Source organism: Paraburkholderia sp. RL17-347-BIC-D, from assembly GCF_046027915.1.
In the GTDB taxonomy this organism is placed as follows: Bacteria; Pseudomonadota; Gammaproteobacteria; order Burkholderiales; family Burkholderiaceae; genus Paraburkholderia.
The window spans coordinates 1-17,221 of sequence record NZ_JARESS010000025.1; the positions used below are offsets into that span (position 1 = coordinate 1).

General features: G+C 61.0%; 19 protein-coding genes. 9 read left to right on the forward strand and 10 right to left on the reverse strand.

Going from position 1 to position 17,221, the window contains the following annotated elements:
• Positions 1 to 271, forward strand: a 271-nt coding sequence (locus P0D96_RS28360; protein WP_408316730.1) for a hypothetical protein, incomplete at its 5' end; no start/stop codon positions are given.
• Here the strand turns inward: P0D96_RS28360 and P0D96_RS28365 are convergent.
• Positions 268 to 1,089 carry an FkbM family methyltransferase gene (locus P0D96_RS28365; RefSeq protein ID WP_408316732.1) on the reverse strand — a complete coding sequence of 274 codons (822 nt, stop codon included), beginning with the start codon at positions 1,087 to 1,089 and terminating at the stop codon, positions 268 to 270. The genes P0D96_RS28360 and P0D96_RS28365 overlap by 4 nt on opposite strands.
• 128 nt (positions 1,090 to 1,217) lie before the next feature.
• On the opposite strand from P0D96_RS28365, the gene P0D96_RS28370 reads away from it, so the two are divergent.
• Both P0D96_RS28370 and P0D96_RS28375 read left to right on the forward strand, forming a co-directional pair.
• Positions 1,218 to 2,363 carry an acyltransferase family protein gene (locus P0D96_RS28370; RefSeq protein ID WP_408316734.1) on the forward strand — a complete coding sequence of 382 codons (1,146 nt, stop codon included), beginning with the start codon at positions 1,218 to 1,220 and terminating at the stop codon, positions 2,361 to 2,363.
• A gap of 295 nt (positions 2,364 to 2,658) precedes the next feature.
• Positions 2,659 to 3,438: an IS110 family RNA-guided transposase gene (locus tag P0D96_RS28375; protein ID WP_408316736.1), complete on the forward strand. Its 780-nt coding sequence runs from the start codon at positions 2,659 to 2,661 to the stop codon at positions 3,436 to 3,438.
• A gap of 436 nt (positions 3,439 to 3,874) precedes the next feature.
• Here the strand turns inward: P0D96_RS28375 and P0D96_RS28380 are convergent, their stop codons facing one another.
• Together P0D96_RS28380 and P0D96_RS28385 are read right to left on the reverse strand one after the other, a co-directional pair.
• A complete protein-coding gene (locus P0D96_RS28380; RefSeq protein ID WP_408316738.1) occupies positions 3,875 to 4,330 on the reverse strand; it encodes a hypothetical protein in 456 nt (151 codons plus the stop codon).
• An 868-nt stretch (positions 4,331 to 5,198) separates the two neighbouring features.
• Positions 5,199 to 5,417, reverse strand: coding sequence for a hypothetical protein (locus tag P0D96_RS28385; RefSeq protein WP_408177907.1), 219 nt, complete (start codon positions 5,415 to 5,417; stop codon positions 5,199 to 5,201).
• A gap of 340 nt (positions 5,418 to 5,757) precedes the next feature.
• On the opposite strand from P0D96_RS28385, the gene P0D96_RS28390 reads away from it, so the two are divergent.
• Positions 5,758 to 6,651, forward strand: a complete 894-nt coding sequence (locus tag P0D96_RS28390; RefSeq protein WP_408316740.1) for a LysR family transcriptional regulator — start codon at positions 5,758 to 5,760, stop codon at positions 6,649 to 6,651.
• A 138-nt stretch (positions 6,652 to 6,789) separates the two neighbouring features.
• Here P0D96_RS28390 and P0D96_RS28395 read toward each other — a convergent pair whose 3' ends face one another.
• The 3 genes from P0D96_RS28395 to P0D96_RS28405 form a co-directional block, all read right to left on the reverse strand.
• Complete coding sequence (locus P0D96_RS28395; RefSeq protein ID WP_408316742.1) at positions 6,790 to 7,497, reverse strand: glutathione S-transferase N-terminal domain-containing protein; 708 nt, start codon at positions 7,495 to 7,497, stop codon at positions 6,790 to 6,792.
• Positions 7,498 to 7,725: 228 nt separating this feature from the next.
• Positions 7,726 to 7,947: a hypothetical protein gene (locus tag P0D96_RS28400; protein WP_408316744.1), complete on the reverse strand. Its 222-nt coding sequence runs from the start codon at positions 7,945 to 7,947 to the stop codon at positions 7,726 to 7,728.
• A gap of 195 nt (positions 7,948 to 8,142) precedes the next feature.
• Positions 8,143 to 8,334 carry a CsbD family protein gene (locus tag P0D96_RS28405; protein ID WP_132375502.1) on the reverse strand — a complete coding sequence of 64 codons (192 nt, stop codon included), beginning with the start codon at positions 8,332 to 8,334 and terminating at the stop codon, positions 8,143 to 8,145.
• 175 nt (positions 8,335 to 8,509) lie between these two features.
• Here P0D96_RS28405 and P0D96_RS28410 point away from each other — a divergent pair, with 175 nt between their 5' ends.
• The 5 genes from P0D96_RS28410 (at position 8,510) to P0D96_RS28430 (ending at position 13,153) form a co-directional block, all read left to right on the forward strand.
• Complete coding sequence (locus tag P0D96_RS28410) at positions 8,510 to 8,836, forward strand: hypothetical protein (RefSeq protein ID WP_132375504.1); 327 nt, start codon at positions 8,510 to 8,512, stop codon at positions 8,834 to 8,836.
• Between the two features lie 285 nt (positions 8,837 to 9,121).
• Entirely contained in the window at positions 9,122 to 10,402 is a 1,281-nt protein-coding gene (gene dcm / locus P0D96_RS28415; RefSeq protein WP_408316745.1) for a DNA (cytosine-5-)-methyltransferase, read from the forward strand.
• Between the two features lie 63 nt (positions 10,403 to 10,465).
• Entirely contained in the window at positions 10,466 to 10,912 is a 447-nt protein-coding gene (locus tag P0D96_RS28420) for a very short patch repair endonuclease (RefSeq protein WP_408316747.1), read from the forward strand.
• Between the two features lie 162 nt (positions 10,913 to 11,074).
• Positions 11,075 to 11,578, forward strand: coding sequence for a YbhB/YbcL family Raf kinase inhibitor-like protein (locus P0D96_RS28425; protein ID WP_132375510.1), 504 nt, complete (start codon positions 11,075 to 11,077; stop codon positions 11,576 to 11,578).
• 126 nt (positions 11,579 to 11,704) lie between these two features.
• Positions 11,705 to 13,153, forward strand: coding sequence for an MFS transporter (locus tag P0D96_RS28430; protein WP_408316749.1), 1,449 nt, complete (start codon positions 11,705 to 11,707; stop codon positions 13,151 to 13,153).
• Between the two features lie 153 nt (positions 13,154 to 13,306).
• On the opposite strand, the gene otsA is transcribed toward P0D96_RS28430, so the two are convergent.
• The 4 genes from otsA to P0D96_RS28450 form a co-directional block, all read right to left on the reverse strand.
• Positions 13,307 to 14,734 carry an alpha,alpha-trehalose-phosphate synthase (UDP-forming) gene (gene otsA, locus P0D96_RS28435; RefSeq protein ID WP_132375514.1) on the reverse strand — a complete coding sequence of 476 codons (1,428 nt, stop codon included), beginning with the start codon at positions 14,732 to 14,734 and terminating at the stop codon, positions 13,307 to 13,309.
• Between the two features lie 212 nt (positions 14,735 to 14,946).
• A complete protein-coding gene (locus P0D96_RS28440) occupies positions 14,947 to 15,159 on the reverse strand; it encodes a hypothetical protein (RefSeq protein WP_408180381.1) in 213 nt (70 codons plus the stop codon).
• 152 nt (positions 15,160 to 15,311) lie between these two features.
• Entirely contained in the window at positions 15,312 to 15,581 is a 270-nt protein-coding gene (locus P0D96_RS28445) for a hypothetical protein (protein WP_408316751.1), read from the reverse strand.
• 105 nt (positions 15,582 to 15,686) lie between these two features.
• Positions 15,687 to 17,087, reverse strand: coding sequence for a sigma-54-dependent transcriptional regulator (locus P0D96_RS28450; protein WP_132375519.1), 1,401 nt, complete (start codon positions 17,085 to 17,087; stop codon positions 15,687 to 15,689).
• Between the last annotated feature and the right edge of the window lie 134 nt (positions 17,088 to 17,221).

Sequence of the window (17,221 nt, forward strand, 5' to 3'; positions counted from 1 at the left end):
AATCGGCGCCGAGGCAGGCCTGTATCCCTATCGTCCGAACTGGGACGTGACCGTCTACAACTGGGCGCCAGGGCCGGGCGTCCCAACATCAACCATTCACGCTGATACCCCCCACGCGTGGCAGCTCGGAAAGGTCGTCGGCGTGTCGGTCGGCCGCAGCCCGCTCTCGTTGACCTACCAGCATTATTGGCTCCCCACTCGCTACGACTCGATGCACTCGCCGGCCATCTGGTCTGGTGCTGACGTGCTCATGGTGAAGTATCGGTTCTAGTCGACGATAGGTTCGCGAAGAAATACGTACATCGGGCTCGTAAAATAGTACTTGTCCGATGTCGCTGTCGATGCATCGGCTAGCTCAAGCTGATAATCACTCGTCCGAATGAACGCCCGATATGCATGCGGATGCGTTTGGGCAATACAGCTTATGAACGGACCGGCAAAATCACCGAAAAGCTCAGTGATAATTGCCCTTGGCGGATGCTCTCTTAGAGTCTTGATGGCTCCATGCAGAGCATCGATCTCCGCGCCTTCAATATCGAGTTTCCAGACGTCGAAATGTCCGTACTGCTCGGCCAGATCGTCAATCGTGGTCAGGCTAACCACTACCTTCTGCGGCGAGTCGCCGAAAATAGCCGGAAACATTTCCAGAATTTCCGACTTGAGGCTGGAACCTTGGTTATGCGTACGCGAAACAGTGATTTCAGCATATCCACGGTTAGACGAAATAGCTCTGTCAACCGCGATGATCTGATCATCAGAAACGGTCGAGAGCCTCTTAAACAGTTCCGGTACGGGCTCAACCGCGATCACCTTCTTGGCGCCAACTTCCATGAATTCCAAGGCGGTGAATCCGATGTTAGCGCCAGCATCCAGAACAGAGTCTCCCGGAGCGACGAAATGCTTGAACAGAAACGTGTCGATGTCAGACTGCGGATGGCGCACATGGAGGAGCAGAGTTGCCGCGTATGCTCTCTCGTGCCTATTTGCCAGATCCAATGTGATGGATCGATCACCGATACGAAAGGTTGCCGTACCAGTCGTGCGAATGAATCCATCCAGTTGACTCAAAAGGAGATTTTCGTTGCTCATGGCACATTGGCGACCGTTGTGAATTCTGCATTATGCCCTATGATCCTGCCGGGGAGGCAGACCGGCGCGCATCGGATGCTGGACTCACTGTGGCGTAGAATTCGGACTTCCCTTACATCTAATCAGTCATGCGCAGCCGAACTCGTTACCGCAACAGCTTTGATCTGCTTCGCATCCTTGCTGCGATCGGCGTTTTGTATAGCCATAGCTTCGTTTTGAGCGGGAATCAGGCGATGGAGCCGATCGCCCGCTACACCAGATACGGGTCGATCGGGCAAGTCGCCGTTGACGTGTTTTTCGCGCTGAGTGGATATTTGATGGCGACGTCTTACCGCAACAGTGACGGCCCGGCACACTTTCTTGCGAAACGGGCGCTTCGCATATTCCCGGCGTTATTGGTGACAGTGTGCGTCACAGTCTTCGTTCTGGGCCCGATTCTGTCGCCGTTACCCGTCACGACGTATTTCCATCACCCGCAGGTCTTGGAGTACCTCAAAAACGCATACCTCGATGTGCGATATTCCTTGCCGCTGATTTTCGTCAATAACCCATTCCCCAATGCGGTCAACGGATCGCTATGGAGCCTCCCACTCGAAGCTTTCATGTATCTTGTCGTCGCTTCGCTAGGGATGTTGCGAATGCTGGATGCCAGAGGAGCGCTGGGAATGGCGCTTTTATTCGCAGCGCTGCATTTTTTTGTTCCTTCTCCGCTGTTTTCTGCGAGCGGCACCGTGTTGTGGGTCATGCCATACGATCATCTGACTCGCCTGGGCGCGATTTTCTTTTTCTCCACATTCCTTGGCTGCCTGAATGGACAGCCATTGAACTCGTCCAGATGGGGAATGCCGCTCGCGGTTCTATTCCTGGCGATTTTTGCAAACTCGGCGCTTTCCGGCGTGGCGATCATTTTCGCGCTCCCGTATGTTGTACTGGTGCTTGCATCCTACGAGACCCGTGCATCGAATGCGATTTCACGGATCGGCGACCTTTCTTACGGCACCTATCTATTCGCTTTCCCTATTCAACAAACAGTTGCCATGATGTTGGGCAACAGGGTGTCCACGTACCCGATGTTTGCCATCGCTCTTCCCGTAACGCTTATCCTCGCCTACATATCGTGGCGAAAGGTGGAAAGCCCTGCGCTGGAGCTGAAACGGATCATCTCGATTCGCCGGATAGACTCGCCAACCACCGACCATACTGTGTCACCCGATCATGCTGATGTCGGTGACGGCAGGAACGCAGCGGAAAATTGTGGAAGCGAGGCGAAGTAGGCTGAATATCGCGAATCGCTCAGCGCTACTTCACCCTGATTGGCGAACGCCTGAGCGTTCTGGGGACTGGAGAAGCATGCGATGACCGCCGTTTCGGTCGAATCAGAAAACTGGACGTACATTTTTATCCCTTAGATTTCGTAGCTGTTCACACTGATCGAGAATGTCGGCGTGCCGGCCGTACTCGAACTCGCGTAGTAGAGGGTTTGCAGGAGACTTATCTGGGCGCGATAAGAGGTCGCCACAGCGCCGCTGGCCGCAGATGAAATGAAGTTCAGGCCTTGAGAGCCTGTCGATGCTGCCGAGGAATAGACAGCTTGTGCCGATTGCGATTCCCGAGCCGCAGGATGAAGCCATCCGCGACCTGGTTCGCGCCCGCGAGGATGCTGTGAACGACCAGCGTAGAGTGCGGCAGAGGCTAAAATCCTTCCTGCTTCGTCACGGTCATGCCTACACCGGCACTCGCTGGGGGCCGAAGCACGAACTTTTCCTCTCCAAGATAAAATTCGAGAATTCCGCCCAGCACATCGTCTTCACTGAATACCGGATGGCGGTGCGGTTCGCCACCGAACTCGTCGAGCGCCTCACGCAGTCGCTGCGTGCTCATGCCGAAACCTGGCGGTGGCTGCCAATGGTTAAAGGCCTGATGACCCTGCGCAGCATCGACCTCATCTCCGCGCTCACAATTGTCGCTGAACTCGGCGATCTGCGGCGCTTCCCGCATCCACGCGAATTCATGGGTTACCTGGGTCTCGTGCCCTCAGAGCATTCCAGCGGAAACTCGAAACAACGGGGCAGACTGACCAAGACGGGCAATACGCACGTGCGCAGGATACTCGTCGAGGCAGCCTGGAACTACCGACTGCCGGCGAGGATCGGGGAATCGCTTCAGCCTCGCCTGGAGGGGCAACCTCAACAAATCATCGACATTGCGTGGAAAGCGCAACTCCGCCTCTGTCACAGGTTTCGCCGGCTTCGGGCACGCGGTCTACATCAGAACAAGACATGTGCGGCAATCGCACGCGAGCTGTGCGGGTTCATTTGGGACATAGGAACCCGATTGCAGCCCGCCTGAGCATTCGCGCAGCGCCCTCACCCAGTCATTGAAGTCAGGAGGTGCTATCGCAGAACTACGTCTTCCACCTGATCGGTAACGCGGCACCGGGCTCGATGAGGGGAACCCTCGGGATTTTTTTGTGAGCACGCGATTGCGTGATCTCCGTTTCCAAGAGCGAGGCAGCCCCGCGACGGAAAGATGAAATGCGGTAATCAGCCCGCGGATATGAGCTTGATCCATCGTCGACAAACAGCCCATGTACCGCGTTACCAATCAGGTCGGATGCACCGAAGCTATAAATCGCGGAAGCGAGAGCGGCGCTCGTCCTGCTTGCAAAAACAGGCCATATGAAAAATCAATCTTCCCGTAGAGTGTCTGCGCCGAGATTTCCCGCTTTTCAAGAATGCGTCGGAATGGGGACTTGTCCACGAGCTCCATGAAGATTTCGCGGTTCTCATGGGGCTTCTTCTGGCGCGTTGTCGGGCCGCCGACAGCAAAGGTCTTGCGGCATCCCTTGCACCGATAGCGCCGCGAGCCGTGACGGGTCAGGCCGAACCGCTGGTACGAGGATGGCGAAGCGAAGATGCCGAGCTGATGTGCCGCGCAGCCAGCATTCGGGCAGCTCGGCTCCGTTTCCGGGTCGAGATAGGCGAGCAGCCCGGTTAATTTCCTGGGTGATGGCGAGGTTGGATTTAAGAGCAGGCTTGGACCCGCACAGCTTGCACAGCAGTTTGCTCGCCACGCTGCCGCGCGAACCCGTCGTTCCGTCATCAATTTTGTAGTTATCGCGCAGGCCGGCACCCCTGCCTCGCTTATTGACGGGAAGCGCGGGAATGCCGAAATTGGCGCAGCGTGGATTTTTGCAGAAGTTGACCTGCAGCCCTTCTGCCGAGAGCGGAATTCGAGGCAATCCGGCCTTCGCAGACCGCACTCCGCCCCCAGATTTGCGCTTCCCGGAACCTCCGAAACCGCTTCACCATTATCTGAAGATATTTCCGGCACAAAAAAATCCCACCACGGTAGACCAGTGGCGGGATTCTAGGCAATCAATACGCGTCTACCAACACCTTTGTGGAACGGGTAGCGTAAAACGCTGCGGGGCTTTTTATTGACGCCCTCGCCTGCCAAAGCGAATCGCCCGCTCACGGCAAGCCGCGAGACGACCGGTGCAACGCGGCCCCGTGCACGTCTGCCAAACAGACATCCCGCTTCAGGCGCGAGGCGCTTCCTCGCGACCGTCTCCAACATCACGAAGGGAATAAATGGCGAAGTCTTCCGAGTGCATACAGTCGATAAACGTATGCGCTCGCTTCTCTGCGTATCTGAACGCATCCTGCTCAGAGATGAATTCCAGTTGCTCTGGAAAACTTGCAACCTTTTGTGCAGGTTGACTGGACGAACTGATAGTCCAGGACACCTTGTACCGGCGTCCGACATTGTGCAAACACAACGTCCTCCCGGTCGTGACCTGAACGTAAATTCTGAACCCGCGATACGGAGCATAGGTTTGGCAAACCATGATCATTCTCCTGACGCGATGGTCCGCGTATGCAGCCAACATCGCGCAACCGCCATGCCCCGAGGTGAGCCACCAGGGAAACTACCATCCCGGTTCAGAAAGGCTGAGTAAAAAAAAGCCGCAGGCAACGCTGCGGCTCAAAACACACACACCGCGCTCGGGGCGCTGACGTGAACCATTATCTTACAGAAACCTGTCGATGAATATAACCAGGGATTTCATATGATGTTTTCAAAAACCCTTACCGAGCCGTGATCCACTACTGCTCGATATACATCCGCCATTCCGGGAACTGCTCGAAGAAGCTTTGGCTCACGTAGACCTGGTACAGAACCGGTGAGCTACTGTCGGTCGTGGACCCGGGCTCGCTCAACACAGTCAGTCCCGGATCAACGCCAGAGAGGCTCGCCCATGCGGTGAGATCGTCCGGCAGGTCGGCGGCTTCCTCGCGCGGCACACGCAGTTTGATCGGTTTCATGGGGTCTCCGACAATTGGTGAAGGGCATCTGCCGAATATCATACAAAGAAGCGGCGTGGCCGTGTCAGCAGCGCTTGGGTGCCGGAGAGTTTTTCACGAGATTGCTTGTTCACGCTGCCGCCTTGACCTCAAAGCGGCTATCCGCATCTCTTGCGACGCGGCGGCCAGATACACCCGGGTACGTAGCCGCTTCGATGCGCGCACTCAATACGATACGTTTCGCCCCCCTCGCACCGAGCCCGCGAAGTGATGAGCACGTCGGAAATCATTCACTTACCGCTGCGCTAAGCATTGGCCCGATTCACCTTCGTGGTGACGCCGCGTAGCGCCAATCTCGCCCATGGACCAGTTGCTTGCAATGCGCGCCTTCCGCTTCATCGTCGAAGCGCAGGGATTTTCGGCTGCGGCCGAACGGCTCGACACCACGCATTCAAGCGTGTCGCGTCAATTGAAGCAACTCGAGATTTCGCTCGGTGTTCAGTTGCTCAACCGTAACACGCGACGCTTTACGCTGACGGCCGCGGGTGAGCGCTACTACAGGGCCAGCGTCGATATTCTCGATCGCGTGGAAGCAGCGGCGCAGGCCATGGCGGACGAACATCAACAGGCGGCCGGCTTGCTGCGCGTCACCGCGCCGCTTGCCATCGGCACACTGGAACTGGCTGACTGGCTTCCGGCGTTCCAGAAGCATTATCCCGACATCCAACTAGAGCTGTCGTGCAGCGATCAGTTCGTCGACCTCGTTGCAGAGGGCTTCGACGTAGCGCTGCGCATCAGCGGACCATTGGCGGACACGACGCTGGTTGCGAAGACCTTGGCCGTCTCGGACGTCGTGCTGGTTGCATCGCCGACCTATCTGGCTCGACACGGACTCCCACACACAGCCGGGCAAGTCGCCGAACACGAGTTACTGTCTTTTACCGGCGCGCTCGAACCGACAGAATGGGTGCTGACGTCCGAACAAGGCGCGCCAATCCATGTCTTGCCTTGCAGCCGGCTGAGAACGGACGCTATCACTGCGCTCTACTCCGCGGCGCTCGCGGGCGCGGGTATTGCCGCCTTCACGTGGCAGACGGTTCAGACAGACATCGGAAGCGGCCGTCTCGTTCAAGTCTTGCCAGGCTACACGCTCGGAAGCCGCCATTACTACGCGCTGTATCCGCAAACGCGTTATGTGGCGCCCAAGGTGCGGGCGTTCGTCGATCACATGGCTGAGCACTATCGCGGACGATGACGATGCGCTCGACGCAGCGTCAAGCGAACGCAAATAGAAGAGAGAGAGAGACAACCCAAGATCCACGCAGAAAGCGCGTCGGGTCCAAGATGAACGACGGCCGGCCGACGAAGCTCGCCGCCCAGCCGCCTGAATCGATTACGACGGACGCTTCGGAATATCCAGTCCCTTCGCCACGGCCGGGCGCGCGACGAACGCAGCCAGTGCGCGCGTCACGTTCGGGAAGTCCTGAATGCCGACGAGATCGCCCGCTTCATAGAAGCCGATCAGATTACGCACCCAAGGAAACGTGGCGATATCGGCGATCGAATACGTATCGCCCAGAATCCAGTCACGTCCTTCGAGTTGCCGTTCCAACACGCCGAGCAGCCGTTTCGATTCGCCGATATAGCGATCGCGCGGACGCTTGTCTTCGTACTCCTTGCCGGCGAACTTGTGGAAGAAACCCACCTGGCCGAACATCGGCCCGATGCCGCCCATCTGGAACATCACCCACTGGATCGCTTCATAGCGGCCGACGGCATCCTGCGGAATGAACTGGCCGCTCTTGTCCGCGAGATAAATCAGGATCGCGCCGGATTCGAACAGCGGCAAGGGCTTGCCGTCAGGCCCGTGCGGATCGATGATCGCCGGAATCTTGTTGTTCGGATTGAGCGACAGAAACTCCGGCGTCATCTGATCGTTGGCATCGAAGCGCACGAGATGCGGCTCGTACGGCAAACCCGTTTCTTCGAGCATGATCGACACCTTCACGCCATTGGGCGTGGGCAGCGAGTAGAGCTGAATCCGGTCCGGATGCTCGGCAGGCCATTTCTTCGTGATCGGAAAAGCGGATAGTTCGGTCATGTGGCGGTGTAACCCTTGTGCGAAAGTGGCGACTTGAAAAGAGAATCGGGTATCGGCAGCCGGCCGGACGACCGGCAGCGAAGATCCCAATGCAAGATCGCCAAATATAAACCGACTCGGCGCAACGCGTGCGCGCGCGGCCCGACGCTCCTATCGGCACGCAAGGTTTTACAGTCGACGTGTAACCAGAGTGGCCCGCGAACGCAAAACGCGCACGCTAGCCCGCACTCACCACAAATCCTTGGTCGCCGTGCCGGCGCGCAGGTTATAACCATCTCGCCACAAGGACGCGCCGACCGTCAGCAACAGCGTCTTCTGCTCGCCGTCGAGCAGTGCCCAAGCCGCCGCCAGCCAACTGGCGAAGCTCGCGCAGGTCTGTTCCAGGTCGACGGGCGTTTTGCCCTCGAGGTATTGTCGTTCGAACATCGAAAGAATTTTTTCGGGTGTCATGGGCGCCGTCTCCGTGTTGGATGCGCCAAGTCTAAAGGCGGCGCACCGCGTGCGGAATGCTCCCGACGCCAATCCCGGGTTACTCCCAGGCAAAATCCGCCATCGGTTGAAAAAGGCCGTTGCGCGACGCAAAAGCGTCGGCAAAAAGGAAAAGGCGCCGAAGCGCCTCTTCCGTCGAACCCGTCGCAAGCGGAATTACGGCGCGTTGCGCTTGGCGTTGTCCTTGGCGTCTTCCTTCGCGTCGCCATAGGCCTTCTGCACCTTGCCCGCGCCTTGTTGTAGATCGCCCTTCAGTTCCTTGCCCGGGTTGTTCGTGGCCTTGCCGACCGCTTCGTTGACCTTGCCCTTGACCTGCTCAGTCACACCCTTCACCTGGTCCTTGTTCATGTTCGGCTCCACTATTTGGAATGCCGGCGCGACATTACGCCAGTATCCGTACTCAGCAACGGGTGTGCCCGTGCCTGCGCACGGCTTCGTTTCTCCAGCGCGCGTCGCGTAAAAATATTTTCAGAAAGGCCTAAAGTCCCGCCTCTGCCTGCCGTAAAGGTGCCAAGGAGGAGCCATGGACCGCACACTCATTACGCTTTCGGGATCATCCCAAGCCGCATTGATCGACCGGGACATCGCGCACATTGCGCGTGTGATGCGGCCGTCTTTACACGGCGACCTGGGCGGCCCGATCCTGCCGGCGGCGTATTGGCGCAAGCGTCTGTACCAGCTGCTCGACGCCGGCAACCTGTCCCACGCGCAACTGTGCACGGTCGACAGCCTCCTGCTCCAGCTCGATCAGTACGAAGCCGAACCTCAACTGGCCTGGGACGCATTGGCGCCTGCCACCGCCGCCCTGTTCCCACCGCCCTATCCGGCCAACGCCAGCCACCCGGTCTGACGCGCTGCGAGCCTGAACCCCGGCCCTTCCCAGGCCGGCGGCAGCCCCTTTGCACGAGTTAAAAAAAGGCCGCGAACACGTCGCGGCCTCAACACGTCGCAACGCGGGGAATTCGCGTCACGCCAGAAGCGTACACGCGCAACTGTGACAGCCACATTTAGCCGTGGACTTCCCCTGTCCCCGGTGTGCCGAACCTGGAAATTTACTGCCCAAGCCGCGCAAAAAATAGGGAAATGGGACGACCTTAGGTCATAATGTCCGCAAAAATTCCCAGCAAGGACACCCGTGACCCTCGCCGCACCGCTCGCACTGCTCAAGCAAGCGCGCGCCCGCTTCACTCAACGCGAAATCGCCGCGCATGTCGGCAAGGACATCAAGACGGTGCGCCGCTGGGAAAAAGGCGAAACGCAGTGCCCGGCGATGCTGGAACCGGCCTTGCGCGATCTGCTGCAAAACCGCGCGCGGGCCAAACGCAGCGCGGGCGGCGACGCCCAGTTCCGCTTCATCGATCTGTTCGCCGGCATCGGCGGGATTCGCATGGGCTTCGAGGCGCATGGCGGCGACTGCGTCTTTACGAGCGAGTGGAACGACTTTTCGACCAAGACCTATCGCGAGAATTACCCTGGCGGCGGCGAGCACGCGCTGATCGGTGACATCGTCTCGTTTCCGGCTGAAGACGTGCCGAGCCACGACGTGCTGCTCGGCGGCTTCCCGTGCCAGCCGTTTTCGATCGCCGGCGTGAGCAAGAAGAACGCGCTGGGCCGGCCGCACGGTTTCGAATGCACGACCCAGGGCACGCTCTTTTTCGACGTCGCGCGGATCATCGCGGCGAAACGCCCCGCCGCGTTCCTGCTGGAGAACGTGAAGAACCTGCTCTCGCACGACAAGGGCCGCACCTTCGACGTGATCCTGCAAACCCTGCGCGACGAACTCGGCTACGAAGTGCACTATCGCGTGGTCGACGGCCAGCATTTCACGCCGCAGCATCGGGAACGGATCATCATCGTCGGCTTTCGCGGCAAGACTTCGTTCTCCTGGGACGACCTGCATCTGCCGGCAGACGGCCCGCGCCTCGGCTCGATCCTGCATCGCACGGACGGCAGTGAACCGGTGCTGCCGTGGGACCAGGATCGCTTCTTCGATCACACGGGCCGGCGCGTCCAGCCCAAGTACACGCTCACGCCGAACCTCTGGACCTATCTGCAAAACTACGCGGAGAAACATCGCGCGGCAGGCAACGGTTTCGGCTTCGGCATGGCCTATCCGAACAGCGTGACGCGCACGCTGTCGGCGCGCTATCACAAGGACGGCTCCGAGATCCTGATCTATCAAGGCGAGGCAGTGCGTCCGCGCCGCCTCACGCCACGCGAATGCGCGCGGCTGATGGGTTTTCCCGATACCTTCCGGATCCCGGTAAGCGACACGCAGGCCTACCGGCAATTCGGCAACAGCGTCGTGATGCCGGTGATGCGCGAAGTGGCGCGCATCATGCTGCCGCATGTGCAAACCCTGCTCGCCGAGGAGACGCGCCATGGTTCGAAGCAAACGCTCTCGCTTTACGCGTGAGCGGTCAGCTTGTGTCGGTGGCCGGCGTGTTGAAATCTTCGAAACACTAGCTAAGCGCTAAAGATGGTCGATATCGTCGACAGCGCGACGCGCAGCCGGATGATGTCCGGCATCCGCGGCCGCAATACCAAACCGGAAATCCTGATCCGCAGCCTGCTGCACCGGCAGGGCTTTCGCTTCCGTCTGGATGCGCGCGATCTGCCGGGACGCCCGGACATCGTCTTGCCGCGCTACCGCGCTGTCGTGCTGGTGCATGGCTGCTTCTGGCACGGCCACGACTGTCATCTTTTCAAATGGCCGCAAACGCGGCCGGAGTTCTGGCGCGACAAGATCGGCCGCAATCGCAGCAACGACGACAAGGTTCGCGCGGCGCTGCTCGCCAACGGCTGGCGCGTCGCGGTGGTATGGGAATGCGCTTTACGCGGCGGCAATCGCGATATCGAGGGTGTCTTGCAGCGGCTCGTCGAGTGGCTGAAGAGCGACGCGCCGAGCTTCGAGGAACGCGGCTGAAAGCCGCCTGTAGCCTCGCCGCCTGCCACGAATTCCAAGCCCGCTGGTGATACACTCGACTGGCTAACTCGGGGTACTTCCGCGCGGCGCCCTGCCCCGCAAACCGGTTGCAAAACCGCACGCCCCGACCATCCCAGAACCACTCAAGAAGGGAGGCACATCATGGCAGATTTCCGTCTCTGGTCCGACGAATTTCCCACCAACGGCTTCATGCCAAAAGCCCACGAATACCACGACAAGGCCTTCGGCGTGGACGGCGAGAACATCTCGCCCGCGTTGCAATGGGAGGCGCCGCCGCCCGACACGCAAAGCTTCGCGCTCACCGTTCACGATCCCGACGCGCCCACCGGCAGCGGCTTCTGGCACTGGGTCGTGGTGAACATTCCGGGTGATGCCCGCTCGCTGCCACGCAACGCCGGCAAGGCGGATGGCTCGTTGCTGCCGCAAGGCGCGCTGCAGGTGCGCAACGACTACGGCACGGTCGGCTTCGGCGGCGCCGCGCCGCCGCGCGGCGACAAGGCGCATCGCTACATTTTCCGTCTGCATGCGCTGCGCGTGCCGCATCTGCCGATCAACGCGGACACCACCAACGCGGTGGCGCGCTTCATGACGCATCTGAACGAACTCGACTCGACCACTCACACCGGCTTGTACGAACTCAAATAACGCGGGAGACGCGGTGGCCGGTGCGCGCAAGCAGCGCCGGCCATCGTCGCAGCGGCTGCCTGTTCTCTCAGGTCGGCACGCGGCACGCGCACGCGGCGAGCCACCCCACTACAACTCCAACAATCGATGCACGCACAACCACCGCGCAAGAACGGCGCCATATCCGCCGAAGCGGCCGACACACTCGCCCTCGACAGCTCGTCCTCCGACAACACCGAACAAGGCTTGCCGATTCCGCAGCGCTATTGGGCGATGCTGGTCATCGCACTCGCCCTCACGCTCGCGGTGCTCGACAGCGCGATTGCCAACGTGGCGCTGCCGACTATCGCGCGCAACCTGCACGCGAGCGCGGCCGGCTCGATCTGGGTCGTCAACGCCTATCAGTTGGCAATCACGATCTCACTGCTGCCGCTCGCCTCGCTCGGCGACCGCATCGGCTACCGGCGTATCTATCTCTCCGGGCTGATCCTGTTCACGGTGGCGTCGTTCGGTTGCGCCTTGTCGACTTCGCTGCCGACTCTCGCGCTCGCTCGCGTGATTCAAGGCTTCGGCGCGGCCGGCATCATGAGCGTGAACACGGCGCTGGTGCGCATGATCTATCCGCCCGCGCAGCTTGGGCGTGGCATCTCGATCAACGCAATGGTGGTCGCGGTGTCATCGGCGGTCGGGCCGACCGTCGCTTCCGGCGTGCTCGCCGTCGCCTCGTGGCCGTGGCTGTTCGCCATCAACGTGCCGATCGGCATCGCGGCTATCGTCGGCGGCTTCAAGGCGCTGCCGATGAACCCCGGCCACGAATCGCCCTACGACTACCTCAGCGCGGTGATGAACGCGTTCGTCTTCGGCCTGCTGATTTTTGCGGTCGATGGACTCGGCCACGGCGAGGGATTCGGCTACGTCGCGCTCGAAGCGATCGGCGCGGCGGTGATCGGCTATTTCTTCGTGCGCCGTCAGTTGACGCAGCCCGCGCCCTTGCTGCCGATCGATTTGCTCAGGATTCCCATCTTCGCGCTCTCGATCGGCACCTCGGTCTGTTCGTTCTGCGCGCAGATGCTCGCCTTCGTGTCGCTGCCCTTTATGTTGCAGGAAACGCTGGGGTTGTCGCAGGTCGAAACCGGGCTGCTCATGACGCCATGGCCCGCCGTGATCATCATCGCGGCGCCGATTGCGGGCCTGCTGTCGGACAAGGTGTCGTCGGGATGGCTGGGTGGCGTCGGACTTGTTGCGATGACGGCCGGGCTGTTGCTGCTCGCCACGCTCGGCGCGCATCCGAACGCCATGCAGATCGCGTGGCGCATGGCCTTGTGCGGCGCCGGCTTCGGCATCTTCCAGTCGCCGAACAATCGCACCATACTGTCCGCGGCGCCGCGCGAGCGCAGCGGCGGCGCGAGCGGCATGCTGGGCACCGCGCGTCTGACCGGCCAGACGCTCGGCGCGGCGCTGGTTGCGCTGATCTTCGGCATTGCGGCACAACACGGGCCGATCATCGCGCTCTATGTGGCCGCGTGCTTCTCGGCAGTCGCCGCGGTGATCAGCACGACGCGCGTCATGCAACGGGTCAACGCGCAACCGGCCTGAACGCTCGACTGAAGTATCCGGTCACGCCAATGCAAAAAGGGCGCGCCTCGCATGTCGCGATTCGCGCCCTTCTCTCCCAAATCCGCAAACGCTATTCGGAAGACGTGACCAGCACACGCGGCCGCACTGCAAGCCGCGCGACCGTTGATCCGGCTACGACGACGCGGTCACGTCAGCGAGCTTTACCGCTTTGGCCGTCACCGAAGATGCCGTCGCGACGTTGCGCAGATCGGCAAGGAAGGTATCGCGCCAGACCGACAGATTGTTCTCGCGCATCGGCGCCATCATGTCCGCGTGTCGCGCCTGGCGCTCCGCGAGCGGCATCGAGAGCGCGCGTTCCAGCGCTTCGGCCATCTGCGACAGATCGAACGGGTTGACGACCAGCGCGCCCGGCAGTTGTTCGGCGGCGCCGGCGAATTGCGATAGCACCAGTACGCCCGGATCGGCGGGATCCTGCGACGCCACGTATTCCTTCGCGACGAGATTCATGCCGTCGCGCAGCGGCGTCACGTAGCCGACCTGCGATTGACGGAACAGCGCCATCAGCAGATTGCGCTCGTACTTGCGGTTCAGGTATTGGATCGGCGTCCAGTCGAGCTGCGCGAACCGGCCGTTGATGCGGCCCGCTTCGCCCTCGAGCGTCTGACGAATCCTCTGGTAGGTAGTCACGTCCGCGCGCGTCGGCGGCGCGATCTGCACCAGCGATACGCGGCCGTGCCACCCCGGTGCGTTGAGCAGCAGCCGCTCGAACGCCTGGAAGCGCTCCACCAGACCCTTCGAATAATCGAGGCGGTCGACGCTCATGATCAGCTTGCGTCCGCGCATGCCGTCGCGCAGGCTGCGCACCGGCTTGCGGTCGGTAAACTGCTCGGCGGCTTTGGCGATCGCGTCCGGATAGATCCCGATCGGATACGCGCCCACTTTCAGGAAACGGTTGTACGCGTGCACCATGCCGTCCTCGCTCGAGGTGCCGTGCTGGCCGCGCTCGATAAAGTCGACGAACGACTGGCGATCCGCGTCGGTCTGAAAGCCGATCACGTCATAGCTGCACATGGCCTTGACCAGTTCTTCGTGCGGCGGAATCGTGCGCAGCACTTCCGGGACCGGAAACGGAATATGCAGAAAGAAGCCGATCGGATTCTTCACGCCGAGTTCGCGCAGGCAGCGCGCGAACGGCAGCAGGTGATAGTCGTGGACCCAGATAATGTCGTCGGGCTTGAGCAACTCCTTGAGCTGCTTCGCGAGCGTCGCGTTGACGCGCTGATAGCCCGCGTATTCCTGCCGGTCGTAGCGCGACAGGTCATTGCGATAGTGGAACGTCGGCCACAGCGTCGCATTGGAAAAACCGCGGTAGTACTGGTCATAGTCGCGCTTGGTGAGACCCACCGTCGCGTACGTCACATTGCCTTGTTTCTCGATCACCGGAGCGCTCGGCTCACTCACCGTTTCGCCGCTCCAGCCGAACCAGACCCCGCCGCTTTCCTTCAGCGCGTCCAGCACGCCGATAGCGAGGCCACCCGCTGCAGGACGGCCTTCCTGAGTCGGCGCGACACGATTCGATACCACGATCAGTCTGCTCATTGGTGCTCCACCTAGTTCAGTTGTTTCGTTGCATACGGATATGTGCCGAAAAGGTGCACGCAAGTCGCGTGCCGTTTTTTGAGATGCTGGAAATAAAAATGTATGCAAATGTGACAGACGAGCAGAAACGCGCGGCCCTATCACGCCGCGAAGAATTTTTTTCTGCTTTGTATGACAAAACCGGAAGGCCTCTTACCGGCCGTCAAATCGGCTCAGGCGTCCTGCTCCGAGCCGAGGTCGCGCTGGTATTCCAGCCCTTCCGGACGCACGCCGCCCTGGTTGTGCTCGCCGTCAGGCGGCGCATCGGGCGCGACACGGTTCTGCCCTGCCGGATCGGGCGACGCCGGCGGGCTGTCTTTGCTGCCGCCCGGCCGGGAATCGCGCTTCGAGTGGCGCGCTGAACGTCGCAGTGCTGGATGTCTCATGATCCACGCCTCCAAGGGAAGCCCGCCGCCAAGTTTGCGGCATTCATACAGTCTAGGGGTCACGACGGTAATTTGCCGGTAAAAGATGCGCCGGCTTTGTAACAAGTACATAAATTCCGTGCGCCGGACTGTGGTGTAACGCACAGAACGAGTCAGAGTTGCATGCGTAGCGGCCGTAACGTCTGACGTTGACTGGCTTGTGGCGTTTGCGTGGGCTGCGGCGGCGGATCGCCGATCGGCGGAGCGACCGGCTCGATGGGTTCGATCGGTTGCGGACTCGGATCGGGGCTTGGAACGGGAACGGTGTCGGGCTCGCCGGGGCTCGGCGGCGCAACCGGAGGCGGTGATGGCGGCTCGATCGGCTCGGGACGGTGAGCGTGCATCGGCAGGGGAAGCGCGGGAGCGGCAGCGTAGTCCGGCATGTTATTTATCCTCGTTTGCGTTCCACCAGATCGCAGCAAGGCCTGTGCCGTTACGGATGCGCCCCCGGCTGGGCTGGCACCGGTCGTGTCAGCGCGCGGGTGGCGTTAAGCGTCCGCGCCGCCCAGCGCGCGTGATTCGTCGGCGGCGTCGCCGTCGTCACGCGCGTCGTTGCCGTACTCGACCAGACGGTTGTACAGCGTCTTCAGGCTGATGCCGAGAATCTCGGCGGCCCGCGTCTTCACGCCGCCGCACTGCTCGAGCGTAGCCACGATCAACTGACGGTCCGCTTCGGCGAGCGACGTGCCGAACGGAATCGTGATCGCCGTGCCGGCCGCGGGCTTCGACAGCGTGATCTGTAGCGGCACCGTCGCCGTGCTGTCCGAATCCGAACCCGACATGATGTGCGCGCGCTGCACATAGTTCTTCAGTTCGCGCACATTGCCCGGCCACGGATAGGACATGAGCATGTCCTTCACGGCCGCTGGGAAATGCTTCTTCGTGCTGTGGCGTTCGTTGAGTTCGTCGAGGAACGCCTGAGCCAGCAGCTCCACATCCTTGCCCCGGTCGCGCAATGGAGGCAGGCTGATAGGAAACACGTTCAACCGATGGTACAAGTCGAGCCGCAGCTTGCCTTCCAGCACGGCCTGCTCGGGATCGCGGTTGGTCGCCGCAATCAGGCGCACATCGGTTTCGATTTCCTTGGTCGTGCCGACCCGCATGAACATGCCGGTTTCCAGCACGCGCAACAGCTTCACCTGCAACTCGATCGGCATCTCGGTGATTTCGTCGAGGAACAGCGTGCCGCCGTTCGCTCGCTCGAAATAGCCCTTGTGCTGACGATCGGCGCCGGTAAACGAGCCGCGCTCGTGGCCGAACATTTCCGATTCGATCAGGTTCGGCGAGATCGCGCCGCAGTTCACCGCGAGAAACGCGTGCTTGCGACGCAAGCTCAGTTGATGCAGCGTCTGCGCGGCGACTTCCTTGCCGGTGCCCGACTCGCCCACCAGCATGACCGAGGCCGCCGTCGGCGCGACACGGCCGATCTGGTCGTAGACCTCCTGCATGGCCGGCGAATTGCCGAGCATCAGGCCGAAGCGGCCCATGCGGCGCAACTCGCCGCGCAACGTGCCGATCTCCGCCTTCAGGTCGCCGGCGCGCGGCAGGCGCGAGAGGATCGCCTTCACGCGCTGCATGTTGATCGGCTTCACCAGATAGTCGGTGGCGCCCATCTTCAGCGCGTTGACGGCCGACTCCACCGTGGCGTGGCCGGTAATCACGATCACTTCCACGCCGGAGCGTGGATCCAGATCTTCGAACAGATCGACCCCGCTACCGTCGGGCAGCTTCAGGTCCGTAAAGACGACGTCCGGCATCTGCCGGACCAGTTGAATGCGCGCTTCGCGCAAATCGCCCGCGGTGGCGGTGGTCAGGCCGTCTTCCCCGATGATGGCGGAAAGCGCCTCGCGGGTACCAGCATCGTCATCGACAATCAGTACATGTGGCATCGCGTCTCGAAAGCCTGCAAGCGTGGGGATGGGAAAACATGCAAACGCGCATGCTGAAAAGCGTGCCATCGACCTGGCGCTGCGCCGTTGGCGCGGGCCCTAATGTGAGCACCCACCAACTTTAAGGCAACGCA

What these genes read in the sequence shown, in the direction of transcription:
- P0D96_RS28370 (WP_408316734.1), top strand. Translation starts at nt 1,218, where the DNA reads ATGCGCAGCCGAACTCGTTACCGCAACAGCTTTGATCTGCTTCGCATC.
- P0D96_RS28405 (WP_132375502.1), bottom strand. Translation starts at nt 8,334, where the DNA reads ATGAACAAGGACCAGGTGAAGGGTGTGACTGAGCAGGTCAAGGGCAAG.
- P0D96_RS28385 (WP_408177907.1), bottom strand. Translation starts at nt 5,417, where the DNA reads ATGAAACCGATCAAACTGCGTGTGCCGCGCGAGGAAGCCGCCGACCTG.
- P0D96_RS28410 (WP_132375504.1), top strand. Translation starts at nt 8,510, where the DNA reads ATGGACCGCACACTCATTACGCTTTCGGGATCATCCCAAGCCGCATTG.
- P0D96_RS28450 (WP_132375519.1), bottom strand. Translation starts at nt 17,087, where the DNA reads ATGCCACATGTACTGATTGTCGATGACGATGCTGGTACCCGCGAGGCG.
- P0D96_RS28430 (WP_408316749.1), top strand. Translation starts at nt 11,705, where the DNA reads ATGCACGCACAACCACCGCGCAAGAACGGCGCCATATCCGCCGAAGCG.
- P0D96_RS28400 (WP_408316744.1), bottom strand. Translation starts at nt 7,947, where the DNA reads ATGACACCCGAAAAAATTCTTTCGATGTTCGAACGACAATACCTCGAG.
- P0D96_RS28375 (WP_408316736.1), top strand. Translation starts at nt 2,659, where the DNA reads ATGCTGCCGAGGAATAGACAGCTTGTGCCGATTGCGATTCCCGAGCCG.
- otsA (WP_132375514.1), bottom strand. Translation starts at nt 14,734, where the DNA reads ATGAGCAGACTGATCGTGGTATCGAATCGTGTCGCGCCGACTCAGGAA.
- P0D96_RS28395 (WP_408316742.1), bottom strand. Translation starts at nt 7,497, where the DNA reads ATGACCGAACTATCCGCTTTTCCGATCACGAAGAAATGGCCTGCCGAG.
- P0D96_RS28390 (WP_408316740.1), top strand. Translation starts at nt 5,758, where the DNA reads ATGGACCAGTTGCTTGCAATGCGCGCCTTCCGCTTCATCGTCGAAGCG.
- P0D96_RS28440 (WP_408180381.1), bottom strand. Translation starts at nt 15,159, where the DNA reads ATGAGACATCCAGCACTGCGACGTTCAGCGCGCCACTCGAAGCGCGAT.
- P0D96_RS28425 (WP_132375510.1), top strand. Translation starts at nt 11,075, where the DNA reads ATGGCAGATTTCCGTCTCTGGTCCGACGAATTTCCCACCAACGGCTTC.
- P0D96_RS28445 (WP_408316751.1), bottom strand. Translation starts at nt 15,581, where the DNA reads ATGCCGGACTACGCTGCCGCTCCCGCGCTTCCCCTGCCGATGCACGCT.
- P0D96_RS28420 (WP_408316747.1), top strand. Translation starts at nt 10,466, where the DNA reads ATGGTCGATATCGTCGACAGCGCGACGCGCAGCCGGATGATGTCCGGC.
- P0D96_RS28365 (WP_408316732.1), bottom strand. Translation starts at nt 1,089, where the DNA reads ATGAGCAACGAAAATCTCCTTTTGAGTCAACTGGATGGATTCATTCGC.